Genomic DNA, 22,411 nt, shown 5'->3' with positions numbered 1-22,411 from the left:
CGTACAGGCGACACGCGTTTTCGACAACAGGAATTCCCTGGGTTGTCAGCAGAAATGTTCGCGGGCGGACATTTCGTAAGGCGAACACCGTTTCCCCTTATGCCGAGAATGAAAATTTTCTAGCCATACTTTTATGGCGCCCTGATATGAGATTGTTATGACTCGCATTTATCCACCATCCGTCGTTGCCAAATTTGGCGGCACCAGCGTCGCTGATTTTGATGCGATGAACCGAAGCGCCAGCATTGTCCTTGCTGATCAAGATGTCCGTTTAGTCGTACTGTCTGCTTCAGCAGGCGTTACAAACTTACTGGTCGAGCTTTCTGAAGGTCTGGAAACGCATCAACAATTAGATAAGCTTGAGACCTTACGCGCCATCCAATACAACATTATTTCCCGCCTGAAGCAGCCGTCCGTTATCAGCACGGAAATCGATAATCTTCTCAACAACATCCGCCATCTTGCACAAACGGCGACCGTTTCACCGTCTGATGCGCTAAGCGATGAATTGGTCAGTCACGGCGAGCTGATGTCCTCTTTACTGTTTACTGAAGTCTTACGTGAACGGCATGCCGAGGCCGGGTGGTTTGACGCCCGCAGCGTGATGCGTACCAACTCCAGTTTCGGCTGCGCCGAACCCGAACTCGGTACCTTGCACCACCTGGTGGAGACTCACCTGCGCCCTCGTCTTGAGCAAGCGATTATGGTGACCCAGGGGTTTATCGGCCGGGATGCCGCAGGGCATACCACTACGCTGGGACGCGGTGGTAGTGATTACACGGCGACGCTTCTCGGTGAGGCGCTTCACGCCGCACGCGTGGACATCTGGACCGATGTCGCAGGGATCTACACCACCGATCCGCGTATTGCGCCGCGGGCCAAACGGATTGACCACATCTCATTTTCCGAGGCCAGCGATATGGCCGCCTTTGGTGCGAAGGTCCTCCACCCGGCTACGCTGCTTCCGGCAATGCGTAAAAGCATTCCGGTCTTTGTTGGCTCAAGTAAGGATACGGCTGCCGGTGGTACGCTGGTGCATAACACCACCGACAACCCACCTCGCTATCGTGCGCTTGCCGTGCGCCGTAAACAGACGCTGTTGCGATTACATAGTCTGGAGACACAACCGTCCGGTTCTTTCCTGGCGCAGTCCTTCGCCATTTTAGCTCGCCACGCGGTCACGGTGGATTTGGTTACAACCTCAGAAAACAGTATTGCGCTGGCGCTGGACGCGACTCACGCAACCTCAGGTGAAAATCATATACTGACCAGCGCATTGTTTACCGCATTATCCTCCCACTGTCGTGTGGAAGTGGAAACCGGACTGGCATTGGTGACTTTGGTGGGGAATCGACTGACTCAGGCGGCGGGTGTTTGCAAAGACGTTTTTGCCTGGCTTGAAGAGCATACGGTGCGAATGATTTGCCACGGCGCGTCAAATGACAACCTGTGTTTCCTGTTGCCCGCTGAAGACGCGGATAGCGCGGTTAAAACGTTACATTATCGGTTATTCGAATAACGTTTCTTATATTCCGTAGCGAATATAAAAGTGCGTTCTATGCAAGGATAATGAACAAGCAGAGTCCTGGTTTTTCAACCAGGACTTTGTATTCAAACCGCAGCCCTCTCTACCGGGAAACGATTTAGTTATGACGATGAGTGGTATCACCGCGACGACAGCGTTTGTCATAATGGCGTACCCACCAGTAACGGTCACTGATTTGCTCGTGCCCGCCCACTCTGGCTCCCGCCAACCACAGAACACCACCTACAAAAATACTGAGCACGGCACCATGTGCGAAAAACTGTGGCAGATTAAATTGCGGCAATTGGTTTAAAATAGAGTAACCAACCCCCCCCACCATCACCACCAACCCTAAAGCCATGAGCACGTTACCGAGTAACGAAGCGTTTTTGCGTTTCATGTGTCACCTCCGGAACTTTGGGTTGCTACAGGGAATACCCCTAATCCTTATGTGTAAAGTATAGACAACACTGCCGTTCGCAAGTGCGGGAGCGATCACAATTACAAACACTCACGCAACAAAACTTTACAAATAAGCTACTGAACATACTCAATTTCTAATAGTCCATTTGTGCAATTATTCAGTTTTTGGCGATTAGAACGCAGTTTTTTGTCAAGAGCAGCGTCAGACAGTAAACTACACGTCGTTTATGGAAACACTCAGGACAAAACACGTGACGATTAAATTGATTGTCGGCCTGGCGAACCCCGGCGCAGAGTATGCGGCAACGCGACATAACGCAGGCGCATGGTATGTCGATTTACTGGCAGAGAGATTACGCGCGCCCCTGCGTGATGAGCCGAAATTCTTCGGCTACACCTCCAGAGTAACGCTCGAAGGGGAAGATGTCCGTTTGCTGGTACCGACCACATTTATGAATCTCAGCGGCAAGGCAGTGAGTGCGATGGCCAGTTTTTATCGTATCAACCCCGATGAAATTTTGGTCGCGCACGACGAATTAGACCTGCCGCCTGGCGTGGCAAAATTTAAGCTCGGTGGCGGTCATGGCGGACATAATGGCCTGAAAGACATCATCAGCAAGTTGGGCAATAACCCCAACTTTCATCGTTTACGCGTGGGAATTGGTCATCCGGGTGATAAAAACAAAGTTGTCGGATTTGTTTTAGGCAAACCGCCTGTTTCAGAACAGAAGTTAATTGATGAAGCAATTGACGAAGCGGCACGTTGTACCGAGATTTTATTCAAAGATGGCCTGACCAAGGCAACGAGCCGGTTACACACCTTTAAAGCGCAATAAGCAGCGATGTGCGGCATTTTTCTCGCGTGCTGTGTATAATAGGCAGAGTTATTTACTTTTCTACAATCTGTTTTCCATAACAGGTTGAATATCAAAAGATTAAGGTGATTTAAACATGGGATTCAAATGCGGTATCGTCGGTTTGCCAAACGTAGGCAAATCCACCCTGTTCAACGCGCTCACAAAAGCGGGTATTGAAGCGGCAAACTTCCCGTTCTGTACTATCGAGCCGAACACAGGTGTTGTCCCGATGCCCGATCCGCGTCTGGATCAGTTGGCCGAAATCGTCAAACCGCAGCGTATCCTGCCAACAACGATGGAATTCGTCGACATTGCCGGTCTGGTAAAAGGCGCGTCCAAAGGCGAAGGTCTGGGTAACCAGTTCCTGACTAACATCCGTGAAACCGAAGCTATCGGCCACGTGGTTCGCTGCTTTGAAAACGACAACATCATCCACGTTAATAACAAAGTGGATCCGGCTGACGACATTGAGGTTATCAATACCGAACTGGCGCTGTCTGACCTGGATACCTGTGAGCGCGCTATCCATCGCGTACAGAAGAAGGCTAAAGGCGGCGATAAAGACGCTAAAGCGGAACTGGCTGCACTGGAAAAATGCCTGCCACAGCTGGAAAACGCTGGCATGCTGCGTGCGTTGAAAACGCTGACCGATGAAGACAAAGCGGCTATCAAATACCTGAGCTTCCTGACGTTGAAGCCAACGATGTATATCGCCAACGTCAACGAAGACGGTTTTGAAAACAACCCATACCTCGATAAAGTGCGTGAAATCGCCGCAGCTGAAGGCTCCGTGGTTGTTGCAGTTTGCGCTGCCGTTGAAGCTGACATCGCAGAACTCGATGATGCTGACCGTGAAGAATTCATGGCTGAAATGGGTCTGGAAGAACCTGGTCTGAACCGCGTAATCCGCGCTGGTTACGAACTGCTGAACCTGCAGACCTACTTCACCGCTGGCGTGAAAGAAGTTCGTGCGTGGACCATTCCTGTTGGCGCAACGGCTCCACAGGCGGCGGGTAAAATTCATACTGACTTCGAGAAAGGCTTTATCCGCGCACAAACCATCGCGTTTGAAGATTTCATCACCTATAAAGGTGAACAAGGTGCGAAAGAAGCCGGTAAGATGCGTGCAGAAGGTAAAGATTACATCGTTAAAGATGGTGATGTGATGAACTTCCTGTTCAACGTCTAAATAAAACTTCTCGTCTCATGAGGTTTCATCAAATCTCATGAATATCGAAAAAGTCTATAAAATCCACGCAATTGCGTGGATTTTCTCATTTCATAGAGTGTAAATCCATCTCGTAACGACACAGTCAAAAATGAGTACGTGGATGAGCACAACATTCTGCCATCTTCATTTTTAGTGGATACGATAACGGTATAATAAACAAACAAGGCTCGTTAGGTTCACTGATACGCACTGCCAAGCCTAAAGAAAAACTCTATCGTCTCAATGACTTCAACGGTCTCTACCTCGAAGTGAAACCCAATGGCAAAAAGGCATGGTGCTATCGGTTTAGACTCAACGGTAAATCCAGCATGTTTGCGCTGGGTGAGAACCCGACAGTCAAACTTGCCGAAGCTCGCGAGAAATGTGAGCAAGCGCGTAAACAAGTCACGGATGGAGTTAGTCCGACACAGGCTAGTCAGTTAGATAAGATTCGCAAGGTCAACGACGCATCCAACACCTTTGAGCTAATCGCAAAAGAGTGGTTGCAGATGAAAGACTGGGCCGAAATCACCAAAACGCGCCGACTTGATATGCTTGAACGAGTAGTTTTTCCCGCAACCGGTAAGCTCCCAGTCAGAGAGATCACTCCACACCACATCCTTAAAATTCTTCAGGAAACGGCTAAGCGCGGCGCTCCGACCGTTGCCGCTGAAGCTCGTCGAACCATTTCATCAGTTTTCGAGTTAGCAGTCGCAACACTTAGAGCTGATAGTGATCCTGTCTGGCCTGTGCGCAAGGCCCTCCCCGCCAATAAGACACAGCACAAACAGGCACTGAATCCTCAGCAAATCGGAAAGTTATTAAGCTGTTTTGACGATATCATAGGGTCAAAGACCATAAGCCTCAGCGAGCTTCTCGCTGGCCCAAAATAAGCGTAGCGTTCACGGGTGATGGTCAGTGCACGTTCAAAAAAGCCTGACGGTTACCTGGCTGGCAGCGGCGACGGTTAAATACAAGTGTCTTAATCAATGGGAAACCGGTCACAACAGCTCTGTTCGTGTTTATGTAATCTCATTCTTGAATTAAGACGTTATTAAGCGTAAGCAAAGAATATAATGGGATGCGCATCAATCACATCATTATAATTCACCTTTAGTAGAAATAAAAGGGATTTTGCGAATTTAGCTAAAGGTGGTTAAGTAATAAGTGAATTAGCTCAGTTATATTATCAGGTGATAATAACCATTATTTGCAAGTAAAGAGTTAAAGTCGAAATTGCAATTTTCTGCAGGTAGACCAATGACGCTTTCTTTTGGCATCCGAAATTTTTATATTTCCGATCCAGAGGGGAATCTACTTGAAATAGGAAGCACGAACGAGAAGTTAGGGGGCACATGACGGAGCAGTTGCAGGCATACTGACCTCAGCCATACAGAGGTGTCATATATGACGATAGCCAAAACGTCTGCAGTCCCCAACGAGTTTAGTGTTGGTCCGGATAACCGTGTATCAACAGTCGGGTGTTATGCCTCAAGTAATGACACCCCTGTTAGACTCCAAGCGGCGTAAATAACTCAATCAAGTTTTCCTCCGGATCGTACAGATGAACCACTCTCACCCCCCATTCTGGCCTATCCATTGGCTCGTTAATGAATTTAATCCCTTTTAACGAATAGGCCTCAAAGCTTTCATCTACATTATCAACCTCGAAACAAACCATTGATTTTTCGCGATATATTATCGATTTTTCTCTGTCAGCATTTCCAATAATTGGGGCCATCAGATCAGAAGTAAAGATAGCAAGGCCTTCTATACCTTCGGCGACTTTGAAGCTGGCATAGCAATCTTCAATATCCCAGACAGCTTCCAAACCAAGCTTCTGGGTGTAGAAATTGAAACATTTGCGGTAATCTTTGACTAACAGTCTTACATTGTTGAATTTCATATATTTTCCCTTATATATTACATAAACCACAAAACGCAAGTTTGAGCATCTGAGCGTGACTATTAATTTGGCTTATCAGAGATAAGCTCTGTCAAAATTCAGATATATCATCCTGGTGCTCCTTTGTATTCCTGAAAGTGTGATTATTCCAGTTCTGTTCCTGTATATTCTCTCATTGAGCTTATTGTTTGCGTTGACGACATCAGATTATAGCTTTTCTTAGCAAGTTAAAAGGTGTGTATCTGACTAATAGCACAACCGTGTTTGCATTTTCCCGCTGTGACCGTCCTGCAAGTAACCTGAAAGGCGTCGGGTATTAGCACTTAACGCCTTAAGTATTATTTTAAAGTTTTTTCCGACGAACAAGTCGCTTGAAGAGGAGAACGCCCGCCTCAAGAAGCTGCATGCCGAAGCCATGCTGGATAAGGAGGTACTCAATGCCGTTATGCTAAACCTAAAGTTGGCCTGTACCACGAAGTAAAACCTTACAGGCAAAAAATAATCCTCAGATGTCCCTGCCGTTTTATGAATTTCATTCATAGCGGCTATTTTATGTGCGTAATTATCTTTCCTCCCGACTTCGTTAGTCTGGGTCACATGCGGACACACTCATTATGTCCTGATATGACCAGCCTGAGTGGCTGGCCAAAGGTATCGTCTGATAGGGGTTAAATACTCTTATCGAAGAAGACGTCCAGCTTTTGCAAAGCCTTGTCGACGTACTCAGGAACCCAATACGTCTCGATATGGGTAGCGCCATCGATCAGGAAGAGTTCTTTGTCTTTTGTACCGGTGGCTTTCGCAAACGCATCTTCCGTCATATAGAGCGTATCCGCTTTTGTGCCAGCAATCATCAGCAGCGGTTTATTGATGAGATTGATATGGTCCGTAACGTCAAAACTAATCAAATCTAACAGGCTGCTTGTCGTGTATTTAAACGTAGAGTTCGGGTGCGCGTGAGTTTTCCAGTAGTACTCATAGCCCTGTCGATATAAGGCAAAAGGTAACTTAGCGATCTGTTCATCAGTCAGATTGGCATCACCGGAGTACAGGACTTCGCCTCCGGTAGCTTCCTGAGCACGTGCGTCAGAAGCCTGCTGAAGACGCTGCTGAATAGTATCCAGCTGTGAGTCCTGAAAACCGTTGCGGCGCACCAGGCCTGAATTAAACATGCTGATGGTTGCAATCGATTTAAACCGTTGATCCGTTTCGGCCGCAACAAGTGAATAACCGCCGCCTCCGCAAATACCCAGCAGACCGAGGCGGGAAGTATCCACTCCCGGATACTGGCTGATGTAGTCAGCCATGCCGTGGATATCCTCGATGCGATTAGCGGGTTTATCCACGCTGCGAGGCATCCCACCGCTCGCGCCCTGATAAGCCGCGTCGGCAGTAATCGTGATGTAGCCCTGCTCGGCGAGACGCTGGGCATACAAGCCTGCGACCTGCTCTTTTACGCCGCCATTCGGATGTGCAACCACCACGGCAGGGTATTTTTTGGCGGGATCGTAGTTAGCAGGGGTATAGACATTCGCAGCTATCTGAATGCCATGCAGATCGTACTTCACCGGATGAATGTTGACCTTGCCTTTGACGTTCTCAGTGATGGCACCGTCATAGGCCAGGGTGAATGGATTTTTTTTGTAATCAGCCGCATTGACTGAGGCGGCCCCGGTTATTGCCGTGAGCAGTATTGCAGTTAACAGATTGAATTTCATGGTCTCTCCCGATGAGTTTCAGGCTTGCGGATTTAAATGTGCAGACTCAGGTTAGAGAGAGAGGCCTGTCAGCATCGTGACAGGTAAATAACATTTTTGTCAGCAAGCAGGCTGAGATGGCTTCATGTTTCTGACAATGCTGTCAGGTAAGCGTCAGCTTTATGTTGGCAATCAAGAGGCAGAATAAGCCCGATTGCACAGTTAAGAGGAAATCCCGTTATGCGCCTGTTGCTAGTCGAAGATGAAGAAAAAACGTCAACCTATCTCAACCGTGCGTTGAGTGAATCCGGATTTACGGTAGATGTCTCTGCAGATGGCGCTGAAGGTCTTCATTACGCGCTGGAGCTTGACTACGACGCGATAATCCTTGATGTGATGCTGCCGGGGATGGATGGCTACCGGGTACTTGAGGGGGTGCGGGCCGTCAAACAGACGCCGGTACTAATGCTCTCGGCCCGCGGTTCGGTCGACGAGCGCGTCAAAGGGCTTCGGCTTGGCGCGGATGATTATCTCCCTAAACCCTTTTCGCTGATTGAACTGGTGGCGCGCATTCAGGCTCTGGTGCGTCGCCGCTCCACGGATGGCGCAGACATCACCCAACTGCAAATTCACGATCTGCATCTCGACCTGCTGGCCCGCCGCGTATTTCGCGCCGGAACGCGACTGGAGTTGACCGCAAAAGAGTTTTCCCTGTTAAGTCTTCTGGCCCGGCATCAGGGGGAGATCCTGTCAAAAATGATGATTGCTGAGCAGATATGGGACATGAATTTTGACAGCGATGCCAATGTGGTTGAAGTCGCCATTAAACGTCTGCGAGCCAAAGTGGATACCCCGTTCGACGTCAAACTGTTACATACCGTTCGTGGCATGGGGTATGTCCTCGAAGTCCGGTCGGAATAAATGAAGAGGCTCAGCATGCCTAAACGTTCCATCTCCGTTCACCTGGCGCTGATGTTTGCCTTATCCGCGCTGCTGATTGTGTCCATTATCGGTATCCTGCTCAGAAGCTCCTTACATGACTCTTTGCAAAAGCAGATGCACAACGAGCTGCTGTTCCGGGAATCATTAATGAGCCCGTGGATCACCGCACGAACCTCGGCTGACGGCTGGTCGACGTTGGCTAATAAATTTACTCTGCTAACCAATTCTGAAGGTGAGCGCGTTCGTTACTGGATAGTGAGCGATAACCCGCGCTTTAGCATGGGGGGAATACCACCGGTGGGCGTTCAGTGGTCTTCTTTGCAGGAGGGATTTAATAAAGTGCCCGGCGCATCGGAAGGTGCATGCTCACTGTTCCTGTTAGTGAAAACCATCCCCGCCAACGGTGAAAGGCCTGAGCTGCGCTATGTGGTTGCCATCGACTCTACGCCGTATATGGGCACACTTGATGCGTTCACACGAACGCTGTTGATTATTGCCGCGCTGGGCGTACTGATTGTCGCCTTACTGGGATACGTTGTTTCACGGATTGGCCTGCGTCCGGTGGGCATGCTCAGTCAGCAGGCACAACACCTTGCACCAGGTGACCATGGCCAGCGCCTGAATACCTGCGCGTTGCCCGAAGAACTGCAGCAACTGGCATCATCATTTAACGGCGTGTTAGAGCGTCAGGAAATCGCCTGGCGACAGCTCGAGAGCTTTAATGCCGATGTTGCGCATGAACTTCGTACCCCGCTGACTAACCTGATCGGTCAGACGCAACTCGGGTTATCACGCCGACGTTCACAAGATGAACTGGAAGAGTTATTGGGTTCCAATCTGGAAGAGCTTGAACGCATGACGTCGATAGTTAACGACATGCTGTTCCTGTCTCATGCGCACGCGGGTGAACATGCTTCCCAGCTTACGCAAGTCTCCCTGCGCGAAGAAACCCTGAAAACAGCGGAATATGTTGAACCCTCTTTTGCTGAAAAACAGCTTTCGCTGGAGGTTGAGGGCGACGTCACGGCGCATATCGACAGGCGGCTGTTTCACCGTTCACTGGCTAATTTGCTGGAAAATAGCGCCAGGCATTCCCCCTCCAATAGCACGGTTACGGTGCGCTTAAGCGAAAAAGGCAATCAAGCTTGTGTAGACGTTTCTAACCCTGGCGACCCGATAGCGCCTGAGCACTTACACCGGCTTTTCGAACGGTTCTATCGTGTTGACACCTCCCGAGCCAGGAGTGATACCCATCATGGGCTGGGCCTGTCGATTGTCCGTGCCGTCGCCATTATGCACCGGGGAGATGTCTTTGCCCGTAGCGAGAACGGTATCAATACCTTTGGCCTGACGTTTGCTAAACAGCCTGACGCTATCCGAACCGGGAGACTGATTTCAGAGACAAAATCGGGATCTCCGCGCGCAAAGACTTCTGACAAAATTGTCAGAGAGTCGTCAGTCTGATGTCAGGCTATCTGCGCCAGAATCACTGCTGATACTCACCACGGCTGATTGAAGGAATGAAACAGTGAGAATGAAAAAGGTATTTAGCGGGTTTCTGGCGATGATGGTCATGGGGCTTCTGGGGCAGCCCGCGTTCGCATCAGAGGATTCATCCGCACACGCCCGCACGCTGATTATCTACTTTTCACAACCAGAGGAGATGAAACCTGGTGCCGTGGATGGTTTTTCCGGGGCCAGCGTATTACAAAAAAATACGCCAGAGACCGGCAGCACGCAGTTTATTGCGCAACTGATTCAGAAGCAGACTCACGGCGACCTGTTTCGCATTGAAACCGCCACTCCCTACCCTCGCCAGCATGATGCACTTTTGCGCGTTGCCGAAAAGGAACAGCAAACGAAAGCCAGACCCTCGCTAAAAACGCCGCACCCTGACCTGAGCAGTTACGACACCATTTACGTCGGCTACCCCATCTGGTGGTATACCATGCCAATGGTGATATACAGCCTCTTTGAGCAAAATGACTTTGCAGGCAAAACGGTCGTTCCCTTTACCACCCATGGTGGCAGCAGGTTAGCCGACTCCCTGCGAGAAATTGCTCGCATGCAGCCACAGGCCAAATTAGTCACTCGTGCGCTCGCGATCTCGCGCAACGATATTTCAGCTCCTGACGTACCCGCGCAGGTTGAGCAATGGGTAAAACAAGTCCAGCCACAGCGTTAATCCCTCGACATGAAGAAAATTTATATTTTCCAGGTCATGCAGGATGCGCTGATGACGTTACTTCTGTTGGTATTGATGGGATTTCACCTTCACGGTGAAATCGTGCATGAATGGGCGGGTATTATTTTTACGCTGCTCATCATGCTGCATTTATATCTTAACCGGCATCGCTTGTGGTCACTGTCGCCCAATGTTCCGTTAACCATGCTGGTAGTTAACAGAATCATTAATGCAGTGACATTCGTTGTCATTCTGACCGCGATTGTCTCGGGCATGATGCTGTCCCGACATATCCTTCTGGACCAGGCGTTCCACAACCCGGCGAGCTGGGTCAGGAAAGTACACATGACGCCGGTCCACTGGGGAATGCTCATTCTGGCGCTGCATATCGGGTTGCACTGGAAAATGCTGGCGACTTTTTTCTGCCGGGTCCTGAACATCTCCAGCAATTCATTCTATGCAAATGTCATGATGCCAGGAGTTTTTTCGCTAATCGCACTACTGGGATTGTACGAATTACTGAACCAGGACTATCTCGATTATTTGTTGATAAAGGTCGATTTCTCCTTTTTCGATTACGATGAATCTGCCCTACTTTTTTATCTACGCTACTTGGCCATTATTGTTTTATTTTCATTAATGACACGGTTTTCGCTTTGGGGCCTTATTTTTAGAAAAGACAAAGCCGCGTCACCATAATAAGGGTTAACTGACAGAATTGTCAGGCTGGCGTCAGTCTGACGACATCTCCCCATGATTAGAATCATTGCAGACCCTCTCCATCATTGTAGATAAGGACGCTTTGCATGATCAGACATTTACGTTACCTCGGGCTGTTACTGCCCCTCTTTATGTTTTCATCCTGGGCGGCGGAGCAAAATCCCGCTGTCCATATCGCCACCGCCGGAAGCCAGAATGCGGTGTACGGGCCAGCAGAGAACTTTACCGGTCGCGTCCGGGTTGATCCTCTCTTCAAACCAGATAACGAAATTAGCGTTTCCGGGGCTTATGTCACCTTTGAGCCAGGTGCTCGTTCCGCCTGGCATACGCATCCGGCAGGCCAGCGGCTGATTGTAACCTCGGGAGTTGGGCTTACCCAACAAGAAGGCCAGCCGGTGCAGGTCATCCGCGCTGGCGACGTTGTCTCTTGTCCGGCGGGCGTCAAACACTGGCACGGGGCGGCACCCGGCAGCGCAATGACGCACCTGGCGATAACCGGGATTGTGGATGGCAAAAGCGTTAACTGGATGGAGAAAGTGACAGATGAACAATACCACGCCCATTAAGGCATTAACGGCAGCGGTACTGCTGACCTTTGGTTTGGGTCTCACGGCACATGCTGCGCCCGTCAATAAAGGAGCCTCAGAAATGAACCACGAACAAACGGTTTCAGATACGCTGTCAGCTCGCCAGCAAGCCATCCCGTTGATTGCGGCATCAATGGCCAGCAGTCAGATGGATAAGCTGAATGCGGCACTGAATCAGGGGCTTGATGCAGGACTCACGATAAACGAGACCAAAGAGATTCTCGTCCAGCTCTATGCCTATACGGGATTTCCCCGTAGCCTGAACGCGCTGAATGAACTGATGAAAGTCGTCGAAGCACGTAAACAACGTGGCGTTGAAGACGTTGAAGGTAAAGAGCCGGTCGCCGCCATCCCTGTCGGAGATGAGCTTCGCCGTGTCGGTACCGCAAACCAGACTAAAATCTCCGGCGCCCCCGTCCAGGGACCTCTGTTTGATTTTGCCCCGGTCATTAATCAATTCCTACAAACGCATCTGTTCGGCGACATTTTCGCCCGCGATAACCTCGACTGGCAAAGCCGCGAGTTGGCAACGGTTGGCGCATTAGCCGCCACGCCGGGCGTTGAAGCTCAGCTGTTATCGCATACGCGAGCCAGCATGCGAGTCGGCCTGACGGCAGCGCAACTGCGCCAACTGGCACAGGTTCTGCGTGAACATGGCGAAAGTGATGCAGCAACGCGGGCTGAAAAGGCGCTGCAACAGGCGTTAGCAAACAGTTAGGCGTTGGTTTGAGACGATACGGTGCTAATCCTCCGCATTCATGAGTCTGCCAAATAAGGGCAATCAAAGGTGCTAAATAATTCACGCTGACAACTCAGATATGATTGAACGGCAAACATAACAGAGGATGTAATCTTGAAAACTGTCTTAAAAACGCTGGCCATCTGCGCGATGGCGGGTGGCATGGTGGCTCAGTCGGTATACGCCGAGCCGCTGGTCATTCAGGAACAGGGAAGCTTTTCTGCTGGTGGCACTATCATCACCGCACCAGGGAAATTTGACGCGAAAACGCCGCTGGACTCTGCGGGTCAAACCTGGCATGGCGATCATGCGTCTGTGTTCTATCAAATTCCGGAAAATCCGCATAAATACCCTATCGTCATGCTGCACGGCGCAGGTCAGTTCTCCCGCACCTGGGAAACCACGCCGGATGGTCGCGAAGGGTTCCAGAACATATTCCTGCGTCGTGGATTCTCAACTTATCTTGTCGATCAGCCCCGCCGGGGCAGCGCCGGGCGCACGACGGTAGAAGGTACGGTTACGCCTAAACCGGATGAACAGATGTGGTTTAACCAGTTCCGCGTTGGCGTGTGGCCGGAGTATTTTAAGGGCGTTCAGTTTTCTCACGACAAAGAAGCCCTGAATCAGTATTTCCGTCAGATGACCCCAAATACCGGGCCGTTTGATATCAATGTTATCTCCGATGCGATGTCCGCCGTCGTGGATAAATCCGGCCCGGCTATCCTTTTCACCCACTCCCAGGGTGGCGGACCAGGCTGGTACACGGCGATGAAAAATGACAAGGTCAAAGCCATTGTCGCCTTCGAGCCTGGTAGCAGCTTTGTCTTCCCGGAGAAAGAGCTCCCTGCCCCAATGCCAAGCGCGTTCGACACGCTGAAGGGTGAACCGGTGCCGATGGAGCAGTTTATGGCACTGACTAAAATTCCGATTCTGATTATTTACGGCGATAACATCCCTGATAAACCTGTCGCCATGCCCGCGCAAGACAGCTGGCGCGTGCGTCTGGCAATGGCTCGCGAGTGGCGTGACGTGGTGAACAAGCATGGCGGGGATGTCACTGTGACGCATCTGCCTGAGGAAGGAATCAAAGGGAATACCCACTTCCCGTTCTCGGATCTGAATAACGTGCAGATTGCTGATATGGTGAGTAAATTCCTGGAGGAAAAAGATCTACAATAGGAAGAGCTAGTATTGAGCCTTCATTATTGAGGGCTCAATACAATCATCAGTTATATCAAAAAAAATAAAATGGGGGAGCGAAAGTCTGCTATAAGGGAGAGGCGGAATTTTGCTTCCCGCTAATTTCACATTATATTAAGGATAGCATCCCAGTTGGTGTTCTTTCACCATATACCCGAGCATAAATACCGGTATTTACTTCTAAAAAAGGGGCATGTCGTAAAGCCGTTAACGAAAGTGATGAATTATAGATAGAAAACCTTAAAGTTTTATTAAATTTGGAAAATTTAAATAATCAGTCATCTTAAGGTTAACATAATAATATCTCCCCATTATTGATAGGACATCTGTGAGAGGTCTTATCATGCGAATAATCTCGCCCTACACATTAAAATGGCTACATGGCGGAAGCGAACATAATGATATTTCTGCATTAATACGCGAAAACTATCATCAGGTTTACCATGCTTCACTTTCCCGCTGTATGCCCTGGCTTCTTGGTATGTATGACGCCAACGGTGAACTTAAAGCCGCATGCGGCGTCCAGGTGGCATCTCATGGAACGTTATACCTGGAACAATACCTTGATACTCCAATTGAAACGACATTATCGTCGCGGCTGGAACTGCCTGTTCCGCGTGAAGCAATTGTCGAAATCGGCAATTTCAGCGCGCGTGATGGTGCCAGCGCGCGGATTATGTATGCCGCCCTCTGTCTGTTGCTTAATCAATATCACTACGGATGGATCGTGTTTACTGGTACGAAGAAAATCCGCAACACCTTCTACCGTCTGAATCTACATCCCATTCAGTTGATGTCTGCTGATCCTGGCAGACTGGGCGATGCGGCCCTGGAATGGGGTGAGTACTACCAATATGATCCACAAATAATGGCAGGAGAACTGACTCGCGGATACACAGCGCTGAGTCAGAACACCATGCTGTTAGCCCTGTTTACGCCATTACCAGATGCCCCATGGACTGATCTTTCAGGAGGACGCCATGTTTCTTAACGCGCTTGAGCAGCAGGCTCGTCTACATCCCGATAGCGTAGCCCTGCAAGGAGAAACCCGGTTCTGGAGCTGGCGGCAATATCATGAAACCGTGATTGACACCGCAACACGATTACAGTCACTCGGAGTTAAATGTCTGGCGCTGGAAGCCGACAACAGCCCGGAGTGGGCGATCATCGATCTCGCCTGTCTGGCTTGTGGGATCATTATTATCCCTGTCCCCGCCTTCTTCACCGACGCACAAAAAGAGTGGGTACGCGCATCGGCATCGGTTGATGCGCAAATCGGCGGCGAGTTGATGGTCGGCTGGCTGAGGCATGATTTCCCATTCGGCAGACTGCAAACTCGCCAGATTACTGCTCCAACGCCCCTGCCTGCCGGGACGGCCAAAATAACGTATACCTCTGGCACTACAGGTGAACCTAAAGGCGTCTGTCTGAGCCAGGAAGGGATGTTCTGGACTGCACAAACGCTGGCCAGGGCCCTGCAGAATATCAATTCGCAAAAGCATCTGGTCACACTACCGCTCAGCATTCTGCTGGAGAATTTGTGCGGAATCTATATCCCTATGTTGCTGGGCGCACAGACAGTGGTACTGCCCTCTGCACAGATTGGATTCGCAGGTTCCAGCCAGTTTAATCCCTCTCAGTTTTTCCACGTGTTGATGAAATGGCATCCACAAAGTCTGGTGTTGGTGCCAGAACTGTTACGGGCGCTGCTCCACCTGCACCAGCAGATCCCGGAAAGCACGCAATCCTTGCGCTTTATCGCCGTCGGCGGTGGAAAAATTTCAACCCAGTTGTTGGCATTGGCGGGACAAAGCGGTCTACCGGTATTTGAAGGGTACGGCCTTTCGGAATGTGGTTCCGTTGTGGCACTGAATCTGCCTGATGCGGCAAAAGCGGGCAGCGTCGGCAAACCGTTACCGGGTATCAAGGTATCGGTTGATGCCAGTCAGCAACTGTATGTAAACAGCCCGGCCAATGCGCTGGGCTATCTGGGGACTGAACCAGCCTCGCAGAATGTTGCGACTGGCGATCTCGGCAAAGTGGATGAAGAAGGATTTATATATCTTCATGGGCGTCTAAAAAATATTCAGATAAATGCTTTTGGTCGCAATTTCTCGCCAGAATGGCCGGAAGCTGAAGCAATGGCATGTTCGGCGGTCCGACGTATTGTGATCTTCGGCGAGGGATTGCGACGCAATGTTGCCCTGGTTGATGTCTTTGACGGTCAACAGGAACTGGCCCGTGAGCAACTTCAGGCCCTCTCCGCTCGCTTGCCTGACTATGCCCGGTTCCATCGACTGCTTTTTACTTCAGTCCTGTCATCTCCCGATATGTTTACCGCCAATGGGCGTCCCCGGCGGAGCGCCATCTGGCACTCCCTGAAACAAGATATTCTCACCTGCAGTGAGGAGGAATAATCATGAGTTTTTATCAGGAACTGCAAAAACAAACCGCTGAGGACCGTCAGCGGTTACTGGCATCGCCAATCATCGCCCGCTGCCAGCAAGGCGATATTTCCCGCGCAATGTATATCCACTTTCTGACACAGGCATATTACCACGTCAGCCATACCGTGCCGCTGCTGATGTGCGCCGGCAGTCGTCTTGCTGCTTCACGTGAAGCAGTGCGAGGAGCCATTGCCGAATATATTGATGAAGAGTACGGACATCAGGAATGGATCCTCAATGATATTCGCACCTGTGGTGGCGACGCGGAAAAAGTCAGAAATGGAACGCCTGGGCTACCAATCGAAATGATGATCGCTTACCTCTACTATCGTATTGAACGAATCAATCCAATGAGCCTCTTTGGCATGGTCCAGGTACTGGAAGGTACCAGCGTGTCGATAGCATCAGCCGTTGCCGCACAAGTTGAGCATACGCTGGCGCTACCTGAGCAGGCTACCACTTATCTGCGTTCACATGGCGAGCTTGATCAGGGACATTTGCGATTTTTTGCATCTCTGATGGATACCATCACCGATAAGGACGATCAGACTGCCATTATCCACACCGCCCGTCGTGTTTATAACTTGTATGGGCAGATGCTTGAGCAACTGGGAAATGACGCAAATGAACCTGCATGACAAGACGGTTTTACTCACCGGCGCAAGCGGGGGTATCGGTCAATCGCTGGCACTGTCGCTGGCGAAAAAAGGGGCACGGCTTTGCCTTGTCGGGCGCAACGAACAGGCAATGAAGCTTCTGCAACAGACACTTCCCTATGCGGAGCGGCACAGCATTGCGCTAATGCGTAATTATTCTGATGATGAAATCAACGCCCTGGCCGCACGATTTAGCCAGGATGGTGGGCTGGATATCCTGATAAACAATGCGGGAAGTAGTCGCTTTGCGTTGTTTGAACAGCAATCTTTTGACGATATTCGTGAGCAGATCCGCGCCAACATTGAGATCCCGGCCTTACTCACCCGTGCTTTAATGCAAAAGATGAATACACCAGGGATCGTGCTCAATATAGGGTCTATCTTTGGGGAAATTGGTCATCCAGCCTGGAGCGTTTACAGTGCGACCAAAGCAGCGACACACCGTTTTTCTGAAGCATTAGGGCGTGAATTACAGGGTAGCGGCATCACGGTACTGTATGCCGCTCCGCGTTCAACAGAAACCTTGCTGAACAACGAACATGTGTATGCCCTGAATCAGAAACTCGGCAACAGTAGCGATTCCCCCGACTTTGTTGCCGCGCGACTCACCCGTCTCCTTGAAACTGAACAGAAACGCTACCGCTTTGGCGTGATGGAACGCCTGTTTGTCAAAATCAATGCCTGGTTTCCCACCGTCATCGATGGGGCATTAGGAAAAAAATTACCTGTGATTCAGTTATTTGCCAGAAAACCGCTCAAGGGAGAACATAAATGAGAATTCTACATGTACTCATTATTGCGACAGTGATACCTTTCTCTGCAATGGCGAATACGACGCTGGAAGATTTACAGCATGAGTGGTCCATTTGCCAATATCAGACGTTAGCCGCGAAAAAAGAGAGTTGTTTCAGTGCGCTCAGCCAAAAGACCCACAATGCTATTCAAGCTCACAATACCGATGCATCGTTGTTAATCTGGTCAGGTATCATTGACAGCAGTTGGGCTGGCGCCAAAGGCGGTCTTGGCGCGCTGAGCCTTGTTAAACAGGCGCGCAGTAATCTGGAAAAAGCCATTGAGATTGATCCAGGCGCATTGCAGGGGTCAGCCTGGACTAGCCTCGGTGCGCTGTATTATCAGGTACCAGGCTGGCCGATTGGTTTTGGTGATAAAGAAAAAGCCGAAGAAATGTTAAAGAAAGCGCTGGCGATCAATCCTGACGGTATTGACCCTAACTATTTTTATGGTGACTTTCTATTGCAGGAGAAAAAAAACCAGGACGCGAAGCGCTATCTGGATAAAGCACTGAAAGCTCCGGCGCGCCCAGGACGAGAGATTGCTGATAATGGACGCCGTCGTGATATTGCGAAGGATCTGGCCAGTATTAAGTAAAAAACCAGTACCCGCAGAATATACTGTGCCGCCCACTGTTCCCTGTGAACGGTACAGATATTCCCTTTTTCCTTTGACGAGAATAGCCATCACTGTGGTGATGCCTTCGTCTTTTTCAGGCTTGTCATCCACACCCAGCTCACCTATTGTAGGCGTCATTTCAGCACCGTCTGGCAGACTCTCAATTTTCTGACAGCATAGCGGACACCAAATATGATGGGCGCTATCCATGAAATTGTTAACTACAGTGCGTAAAAAAGCCCTAATTATCTCGTTGAGTTCAAAATCAAAATGGTTGAACGCTCAGATCGACCAGAGATCTCCGTGGCGAAACTCGCTCGTGAGCATGGAATCAACGATAATCGGCTGTTCAAGTGGCCAAATGAACTGTGCCACTACAGATTGACCAGGTTCGGCAACACGACGGCGATGAGGCCTGAACATTTGCCGCTCAGTTGAATCGCGCTTTTACTGGGCACATAACACAGGAAATCCATTGCATCACGTACCGCCTGACGCGTTTCAGGCACTACGCTGGGATGATTGTTAAGCACCCGCGATACAGTAGCCGTTGATACTCCTGCTTTTTTTGCAACATCTTTAATGGAAGCCATGATGATGAAATGTGCCTCTAAAAAGTAATGTCACTATAAAGTGTGATAGAGGTCAAAGATGTAAGCCAGTTCACATGTTGTTGCGTTACATGAAACCCAGTTCGCGCTCTCACTTCCATTGGCGTTAGCGCCGCAAAAAATTCAATCCCCGCGAGTTTGCTGATTTACGAGGTATTATAGGGTCTGAGGTGCGACGGGCAGCTGCATGGACTGTCTCCCGACGGATAAATGCCTTTCCTTAGTGTTTAAAACGTTCATTTCTTACACAAAGCCGCCCATCAGCCCTCCTCAAAATTAATGAACACATCTAATAAACCCTAGCTAATTACCCCATCTAATCGAATAAATAACTTTGCGTTATGCTTTTCCTCGACAACAGCCAAAGGATAACGTCATGCAAACTGTAAAACTGAACAACGGTATTGAAATGCCCCTGCTGGGCTTTGGTGTGTTTCAAATGTCTGATGCCGCTGAATGCGAAAGAGCCGTGATTGATGCCATCGACACGGGATACCGCCTGATCGATACCGCCGCGTCTTACCAGAATGAAACCCAGGTTGGGAACGCTCTGAAACAAAGCGGTATCGCCCGTAACGAACTCTTTGTAACGACCAAGCTGTGGCTGCAGGATACTCATTACGAAGGCGCTAAAGCCCAGTTCGAACGCTCCCTGAATCGTCTGCAACTTGATTATGTTGACCTGTATCTGATTCACCAGCCTTACGGTGATGTCCATGGGGCATGGCGTGCCATGGAAGAATTACAACAGGCAGGAAAAATTCGCGCCATTGGCGTCAGCAACTTCCATCCTGACAGACTGGCCGACCTTATCGCCTTCAACAACGTTGCCCCTGCGGTAAACCAGATTGAAGTTAACCCCTTCAACCAGCAGCTGCATGCCGTTCCCTGGAATCAAAGCCGTGGCATTCAGCCGGAAGCCTGGGCTCCGTTTGCTGAAGGGAAAAATGGTCTGTTCCAGCATCCCGTGTTAACGGCAATTGGTCAGAAGTACGGCAAAAGCGTGGGCCAGGTTGTTCTGCGTTGGATCTTCCAGCGAGGCATCATTTCACTGGCGAAATCGGTGCGCAAAGAACGCATGGCAGAGAACATTAACATTCTCGATTTTGAACTCAGTTCTGAAGATATGCTGCAGATTGCTGCCCTCGACACTGCAACCAGCGCCTTCTTCTCTCACCGCGACCCGGCGATGGTGGAATGGCTGACCGGCCGCAAACTTGATGTTTAAGTCGCGATAAAAGAGGTATTCATTCAATGCAAAAACGTTATCTGGGTAAATCCCGACTCGAAGTATCCGCGCTTGGGCTCGGCTGCATGGGCTTAAGCCATGGCTACGGTCCGGCGACCGATACCCGTCAGGCTATCGAGCTCATTCGCGCTGCGGTTGAACGTGGCGTCACCTTCTTCGATACCGCTGAAGTGTATGGCCCCTTTCTTAATGAAGAGGTTGTAGGCGAAGCCTTAAAACCGTTTCGTGACCGTGTGGTTATTGCCACCAAGTTTGGTTTTACCTTCGGTGCGGACAACAAGCAGCAGATTTTAAACAGCCGTCCGGAGCATATCCGTGAAGCCGTGGAAGGATCATTACGCCGCCTTAAGACTGATGTCATTGATCTGCTGTATCAACACCGTGTCGACCCGGATGTCCCCATTGAAGATGTCGCGGGAACTGTGAAAGACCTGATAGCGGAAGGCAAAGTCAAACATTTCGGTCTGTCCGAAGCGGGCGCACAAACCATTCGTCGTGCACATGCCGTACAACCGGTCACTGCGCTGCAAAGCGAATACTCTCTGTGGTGGCGCGAACCTGAGCAGGAAATCCTGCCGTTACTGGAGGAACTGGGTATTGGTTTCGTTCCCTTCAGCCCATTAGGCAAAGGCTTCCTGACGGGATCGATTAAGCCAGGAACCACTTTTGGCAAGGATGATTACAGAAGCCAAGTGCCGCGTTTCGCCGAGCAGGCGATTGAAGCCAATGAAAAGCTGGTCACCTTGCTGGGTGAACTGGCGGCAGAGAAAGGCGTGACGTCTGCGCAAATCGCGCTGGCATGGCTGCTGGCACAAAAGCCGTGGATTGTTCCTATCCCTGGTACCACCAAACTACACCGGCTGGAGGAAAACCTGGGGGCTGCCGACATCATTCTTTCGCAGAAGGATACGCAGCAGATAACCCAGGCGCTGGAAACGATTAACATCGTCGGTGAACGTTACTCTCCTGAGCACCTGGCCCGCGTAGGCCGTTAATACCCGAACGGGTCTACGGACCCGTTATTGGGCGTAGCGAAGTGCATCGATCATCAGCGCAAATGCGGGCGGGTGCTGCTTACGGCTCGGGTAGTAGAGATAATAGCCGGGAAAAGATGGACACCAGTCCTGCAGAACCTGAATAAGCTCTCCTGACTTGATATAATCCTGCACTCTGTCTTCAGGCATACAGGCAATGCCAAAACCGGATAAAGCAGCATCAATCCTTTCTGCCTGCTGGTTAAACGTTACCTGCCCTTCCACTCTGACCCGTAACGGTTTCCCTTCCTTCTCAAACTCCCAGTGATAAAGCCCACCGGCAGTCGGCAGGCGCATATTGATGCACCGATGATTTTGTAGCTCGTGCGGCGTTTCAGGTGCAGGGTTTGCCGCGAAGTAAGACGGTGCTCCCACCACGGCCATGCGCATGTCCGGGCCAATTCTTACAGCAACCATATCCTTATCCACGCTTTCGCCCAGGCGGATCCCGGCATCAAAACGGCCCTCAACAATATCGACAAAGCCGTTATCAACCACCAGTTCGAGATTAATTTCCGGATATTCCCTGAGGAAAGGTTTTAACTTTGGCCATACCAGACTTCGCGCGGCATGCTCCCCAGCAGATAAGCGGATATTGCCGGAGGCAGTGCCGTTCAGTTGAACCAACGATTCCAGCTCCTGTTCAAGATCGGCAATACGCGGTTCAAGGCAGGCAATAATTCGCTCACCGGCTTCCGTAGGGGCAACGCTTCGGGTCGTACGGGTCAGAAGGCGGATATTGAGCCTTTCCTCCAGCGCCTTCATCGCATGGCTGAGTGCAGACTGAGAAACACCCAGTTTGCCCGCTGCTTTGGTAAAACTTCGCTCCCTTGCCACCACCAGAAAGATTTGCAGTTCGTTGAAGTTTTCTTTGAGCATCGGCGATTTCCTTATGGTGGCATTCCCTTCATCGCGCACTCATGAAGGGTGTTCATAGACACAATCATTTTAGCCCTATTACTGACAATAATGATAATTGATATTCTGACTGTAGAGAAAATAAGTCTGAATTA

Annotated in this window: 22 protein-coding genes and 2 pseudogenes; 19 read left to right on the top strand and 5 right to left on the bottom strand. The window is 50.1% G+C overall.

What is annotated here, in order from left to right; translation table 11 throughout:
• Positions 1-157: 157 nt before the first annotated feature.
• On the top strand, positions 158-1,519 hold the full coding sequence (gene lysC / locus BZK42_RS18865; protein WP_080859800.1) for a lysine-sensitive aspartokinase 3: 1,362 nt from the start codon (positions 158-160) through the stop codon (positions 1,517-1,519).
• Between the two features lie 124 nt (positions 1,520-1,643).
• Here the strand turns inward: lysC and ychH are convergent, their stop codons facing one another.
• Entirely contained in the window at positions 1,644-1,925 is a 282-nt protein-coding gene (ychH, locus tag BZK42_RS18860) for a stress-induced protein YchH (RefSeq protein ID WP_016153301.1), read from the bottom strand.
• A 274-nt stretch (positions 1,926-2,199) separates the two neighbouring features.
• Here ychH and pth point away from each other — a divergent pair, with 274 nt between their 5' ends.
• The 3 genes and pseudogenes from pth to BZK42_RS18845 form a co-directional block, all read left to right on the top strand.
• Positions 2,200-2,784, top strand: coding sequence for an aminoacyl-tRNA hydrolase (gene pth / locus BZK42_RS18855; protein WP_046275292.1), 585 nt, complete (start codon positions 2,200-2,202; stop codon positions 2,782-2,784).
• Positions 2,785-2,899: 115 nt separating this feature from the next.
• Positions 2,900-3,994, top strand: coding sequence for a redox-regulated ATPase YchF (gene ychF, locus BZK42_RS18850; protein WP_016153303.1), 1,095 nt, complete (start codon positions 2,900-2,902; stop codon positions 3,992-3,994).
• A 221-nt stretch (positions 3,995-4,215) separates the two neighbouring features.
• Positions 4,216-4,878, top strand: a pseudogene (locus BZK42_RS18845) (tyrosine-type recombinase/integrase); the annotation flags it as partial.
• Positions 4,879-5,525: 647 nt separating this feature from the next.
• Here BZK42_RS18845 and BZK42_RS18840 read toward each other — a convergent pair.
• Together BZK42_RS18840 and BZK42_RS18835 are read right to left on the bottom strand one after the other, a co-directional pair.
• Positions 5,526-5,921, bottom strand: coding sequence for a VOC family protein (locus BZK42_RS18840; protein WP_080859798.1), 396 nt, complete (start codon positions 5,919-5,921; stop codon positions 5,526-5,528).
• A gap of 668 nt (positions 5,922-6,589) precedes the next feature.
• Positions 6,590-7,639, bottom strand: coding sequence for an alpha/beta hydrolase (locus BZK42_RS18835; protein WP_080859796.1), 1,050 nt, complete (start codon positions 7,637-7,639; stop codon positions 6,590-6,592).
• A gap of 219 nt (positions 7,640-7,858) precedes the next feature.
• On the opposite strand from BZK42_RS18835, the gene BZK42_RS18830 reads away from it, so the two are divergent.
• From BZK42_RS18830 to BZK42_RS29715, 13 genes are all read left to right on the top strand, one after another.
• The gene (locus tag BZK42_RS18830) at positions 7,859-8,539 is read left to right on the top strand and encodes a heavy metal response regulator transcription factor (protein WP_046275295.1); all 681 of its coding nucleotides are present in this window, start codon (positions 7,859-7,861) and stop codon (positions 8,537-8,539) included.
• Between the two features lie 15 nt (positions 8,540-8,554).
• On the top strand, positions 8,555-10,024 hold the full coding sequence (locus BZK42_RS18825; protein ID WP_080859794.1) for a heavy metal sensor histidine kinase: 1,470 nt from the start codon (positions 8,555-8,557) through the stop codon (positions 10,022-10,024).
• 70 nt (positions 10,025-10,094) lie between these two features.
• Positions 10,095-10,745, top strand: coding sequence for a flavodoxin (locus BZK42_RS18820; protein ID WP_412097350.1), 651 nt, complete (start codon positions 10,095-10,097; stop codon positions 10,743-10,745).
• A 51-nt stretch (positions 10,746-10,796) separates the two neighbouring features.
• Positions 10,797-11,444, top strand: a complete 648-nt coding sequence (locus BZK42_RS18815) for a DUF4405 domain-containing protein (RefSeq protein WP_080859814.1) — start codon at positions 10,797-10,799, stop codon at positions 11,442-11,444.
• Between the two features lie 107 nt (positions 11,445-11,551).
• Entirely contained in the window at positions 11,552-12,031 is a 480-nt protein-coding gene (locus BZK42_RS18810) for a (R)-mandelonitrile lyase (protein WP_080859790.1), read from the top strand.
• Positions 12,009-12,770: a carboxymuconolactone decarboxylase family protein gene (locus tag BZK42_RS18805; protein ID WP_080859789.1), complete on the top strand. Its 762-nt coding sequence runs from the start codon at positions 12,009-12,011 to the stop codon at positions 12,768-12,770. Before BZK42_RS18810 ends, BZK42_RS18805 begins: the two co-directional genes overlap by 23 nt.
• A gap of 135 nt (positions 12,771-12,905) precedes the next feature.
• Positions 12,906-13,970, top strand: a complete 1,065-nt coding sequence (locus BZK42_RS18800; RefSeq protein WP_047389853.1) for an alpha/beta hydrolase — start codon at positions 12,906-12,908, stop codon at positions 13,968-13,970.
• Positions 13,971-14,334: 364 nt separating this feature from the next.
• Positions 14,335-14,982, top strand: a complete 648-nt coding sequence (locus tag BZK42_RS18795) for a thermostable hemolysin (protein ID WP_047389848.1) — start codon at positions 14,335-14,337, stop codon at positions 14,980-14,982.
• A complete protein-coding gene (locus tag BZK42_RS18790) occupies positions 14,972-16,408 on the top strand; it encodes an AMP-dependent synthetase/ligase (RefSeq protein WP_080859787.1) in 1,437 nt (478 codons plus the stop codon). Before BZK42_RS18795 ends, BZK42_RS18790 begins: the two co-directional genes overlap by 11 nt.
• Positions 16,409-16,410: 2 nt before the next feature.
• A complete protein-coding gene (locus BZK42_RS18785) occupies positions 16,411-17,076 on the top strand; it encodes an iron-containing redox enzyme family protein (RefSeq protein ID WP_047389842.1) in 666 nt (221 codons plus the stop codon).
• Positions 17,054-17,869: an SDR family oxidoreductase gene (locus BZK42_RS18780; protein ID WP_230852504.1), complete on the top strand. Its 816-nt coding sequence runs from the start codon at positions 17,054-17,056 to the stop codon at positions 17,867-17,869. The genes BZK42_RS18785 and BZK42_RS18780 overlap by 23 nt, the downstream gene beginning before the upstream one ends.
• Complete coding sequence (locus tag BZK42_RS18775) at positions 17,866-18,483, top strand: tetratricopeptide repeat protein (protein WP_143329711.1); 618 nt, start codon at positions 17,866-17,868, stop codon at positions 18,481-18,483. Before BZK42_RS18780 ends, BZK42_RS18775 begins: the two co-directional genes overlap by 4 nt.
• Positions 18,484-18,768: 285 nt before the next feature.
• Positions 18,769-18,942: a transposase gene (locus tag BZK42_RS29715; protein WP_353622582.1), complete on the top strand. Its 174-nt coding sequence runs from the start codon at positions 18,769-18,771 to the stop codon at positions 18,940-18,942.
• On the opposite strand, the pseudogene BZK42_RS18760 reads toward BZK42_RS29715, so the two are convergent.
• Positions 18,885-19,097: pseudogene (locus BZK42_RS18760) on the bottom strand (LacI family DNA-binding transcriptional regulator); the annotation flags it as partial. The gene BZK42_RS29715 and the pseudogene BZK42_RS18760 sit on opposite strands and share 58 nt — an antisense overlap.
• A gap of 394 nt (positions 19,098-19,491) precedes the next feature.
• On the opposite strand from BZK42_RS18760, the gene BZK42_RS18755 reads away from it, so the two are divergent.
• Both BZK42_RS18755 and BZK42_RS18750 read left to right on the top strand, forming a co-directional pair.
• Positions 19,492-20,343, top strand: a complete 852-nt coding sequence (locus BZK42_RS18755; RefSeq protein WP_016153337.1) for an aldo/keto reductase — start codon at positions 19,492-19,494, stop codon at positions 20,341-20,343.
• A 26-nt stretch (positions 20,344-20,369) separates the two neighbouring features.
• Positions 20,370-21,359, top strand: a complete 990-nt coding sequence (locus BZK42_RS18750; RefSeq protein WP_047358275.1) for an aldo/keto reductase — start codon at positions 20,370-20,372, stop codon at positions 21,357-21,359.
• A 24-nt stretch (positions 21,360-21,383) separates the two neighbouring features.
• On the opposite strand, the gene BZK42_RS18745 is transcribed toward BZK42_RS18750, so the two are convergent.
• On the bottom strand, positions 21,384-22,277 hold the full coding sequence (locus tag BZK42_RS18745; protein ID WP_016156764.1) for a LysR family transcriptional regulator: 894 nt from the start codon (positions 22,275-22,277) through the stop codon (positions 21,384-21,386).
• Positions 22,278-22,411: the final 134 nt, after the last annotated feature.

The sequence above is a fragment of the Citrobacter braakii genome (assembly GCF_002075345.1).
GTDB lineage: Bacteria > Pseudomonadota > Gammaproteobacteria > Enterobacterales > Enterobacteriaceae > Citrobacter > Citrobacter braakii.
The sequence above is the reverse complement of the archived record's forward strand: the minus strand, read 5'-3'. Positions and strand labels throughout refer to the sequence as shown.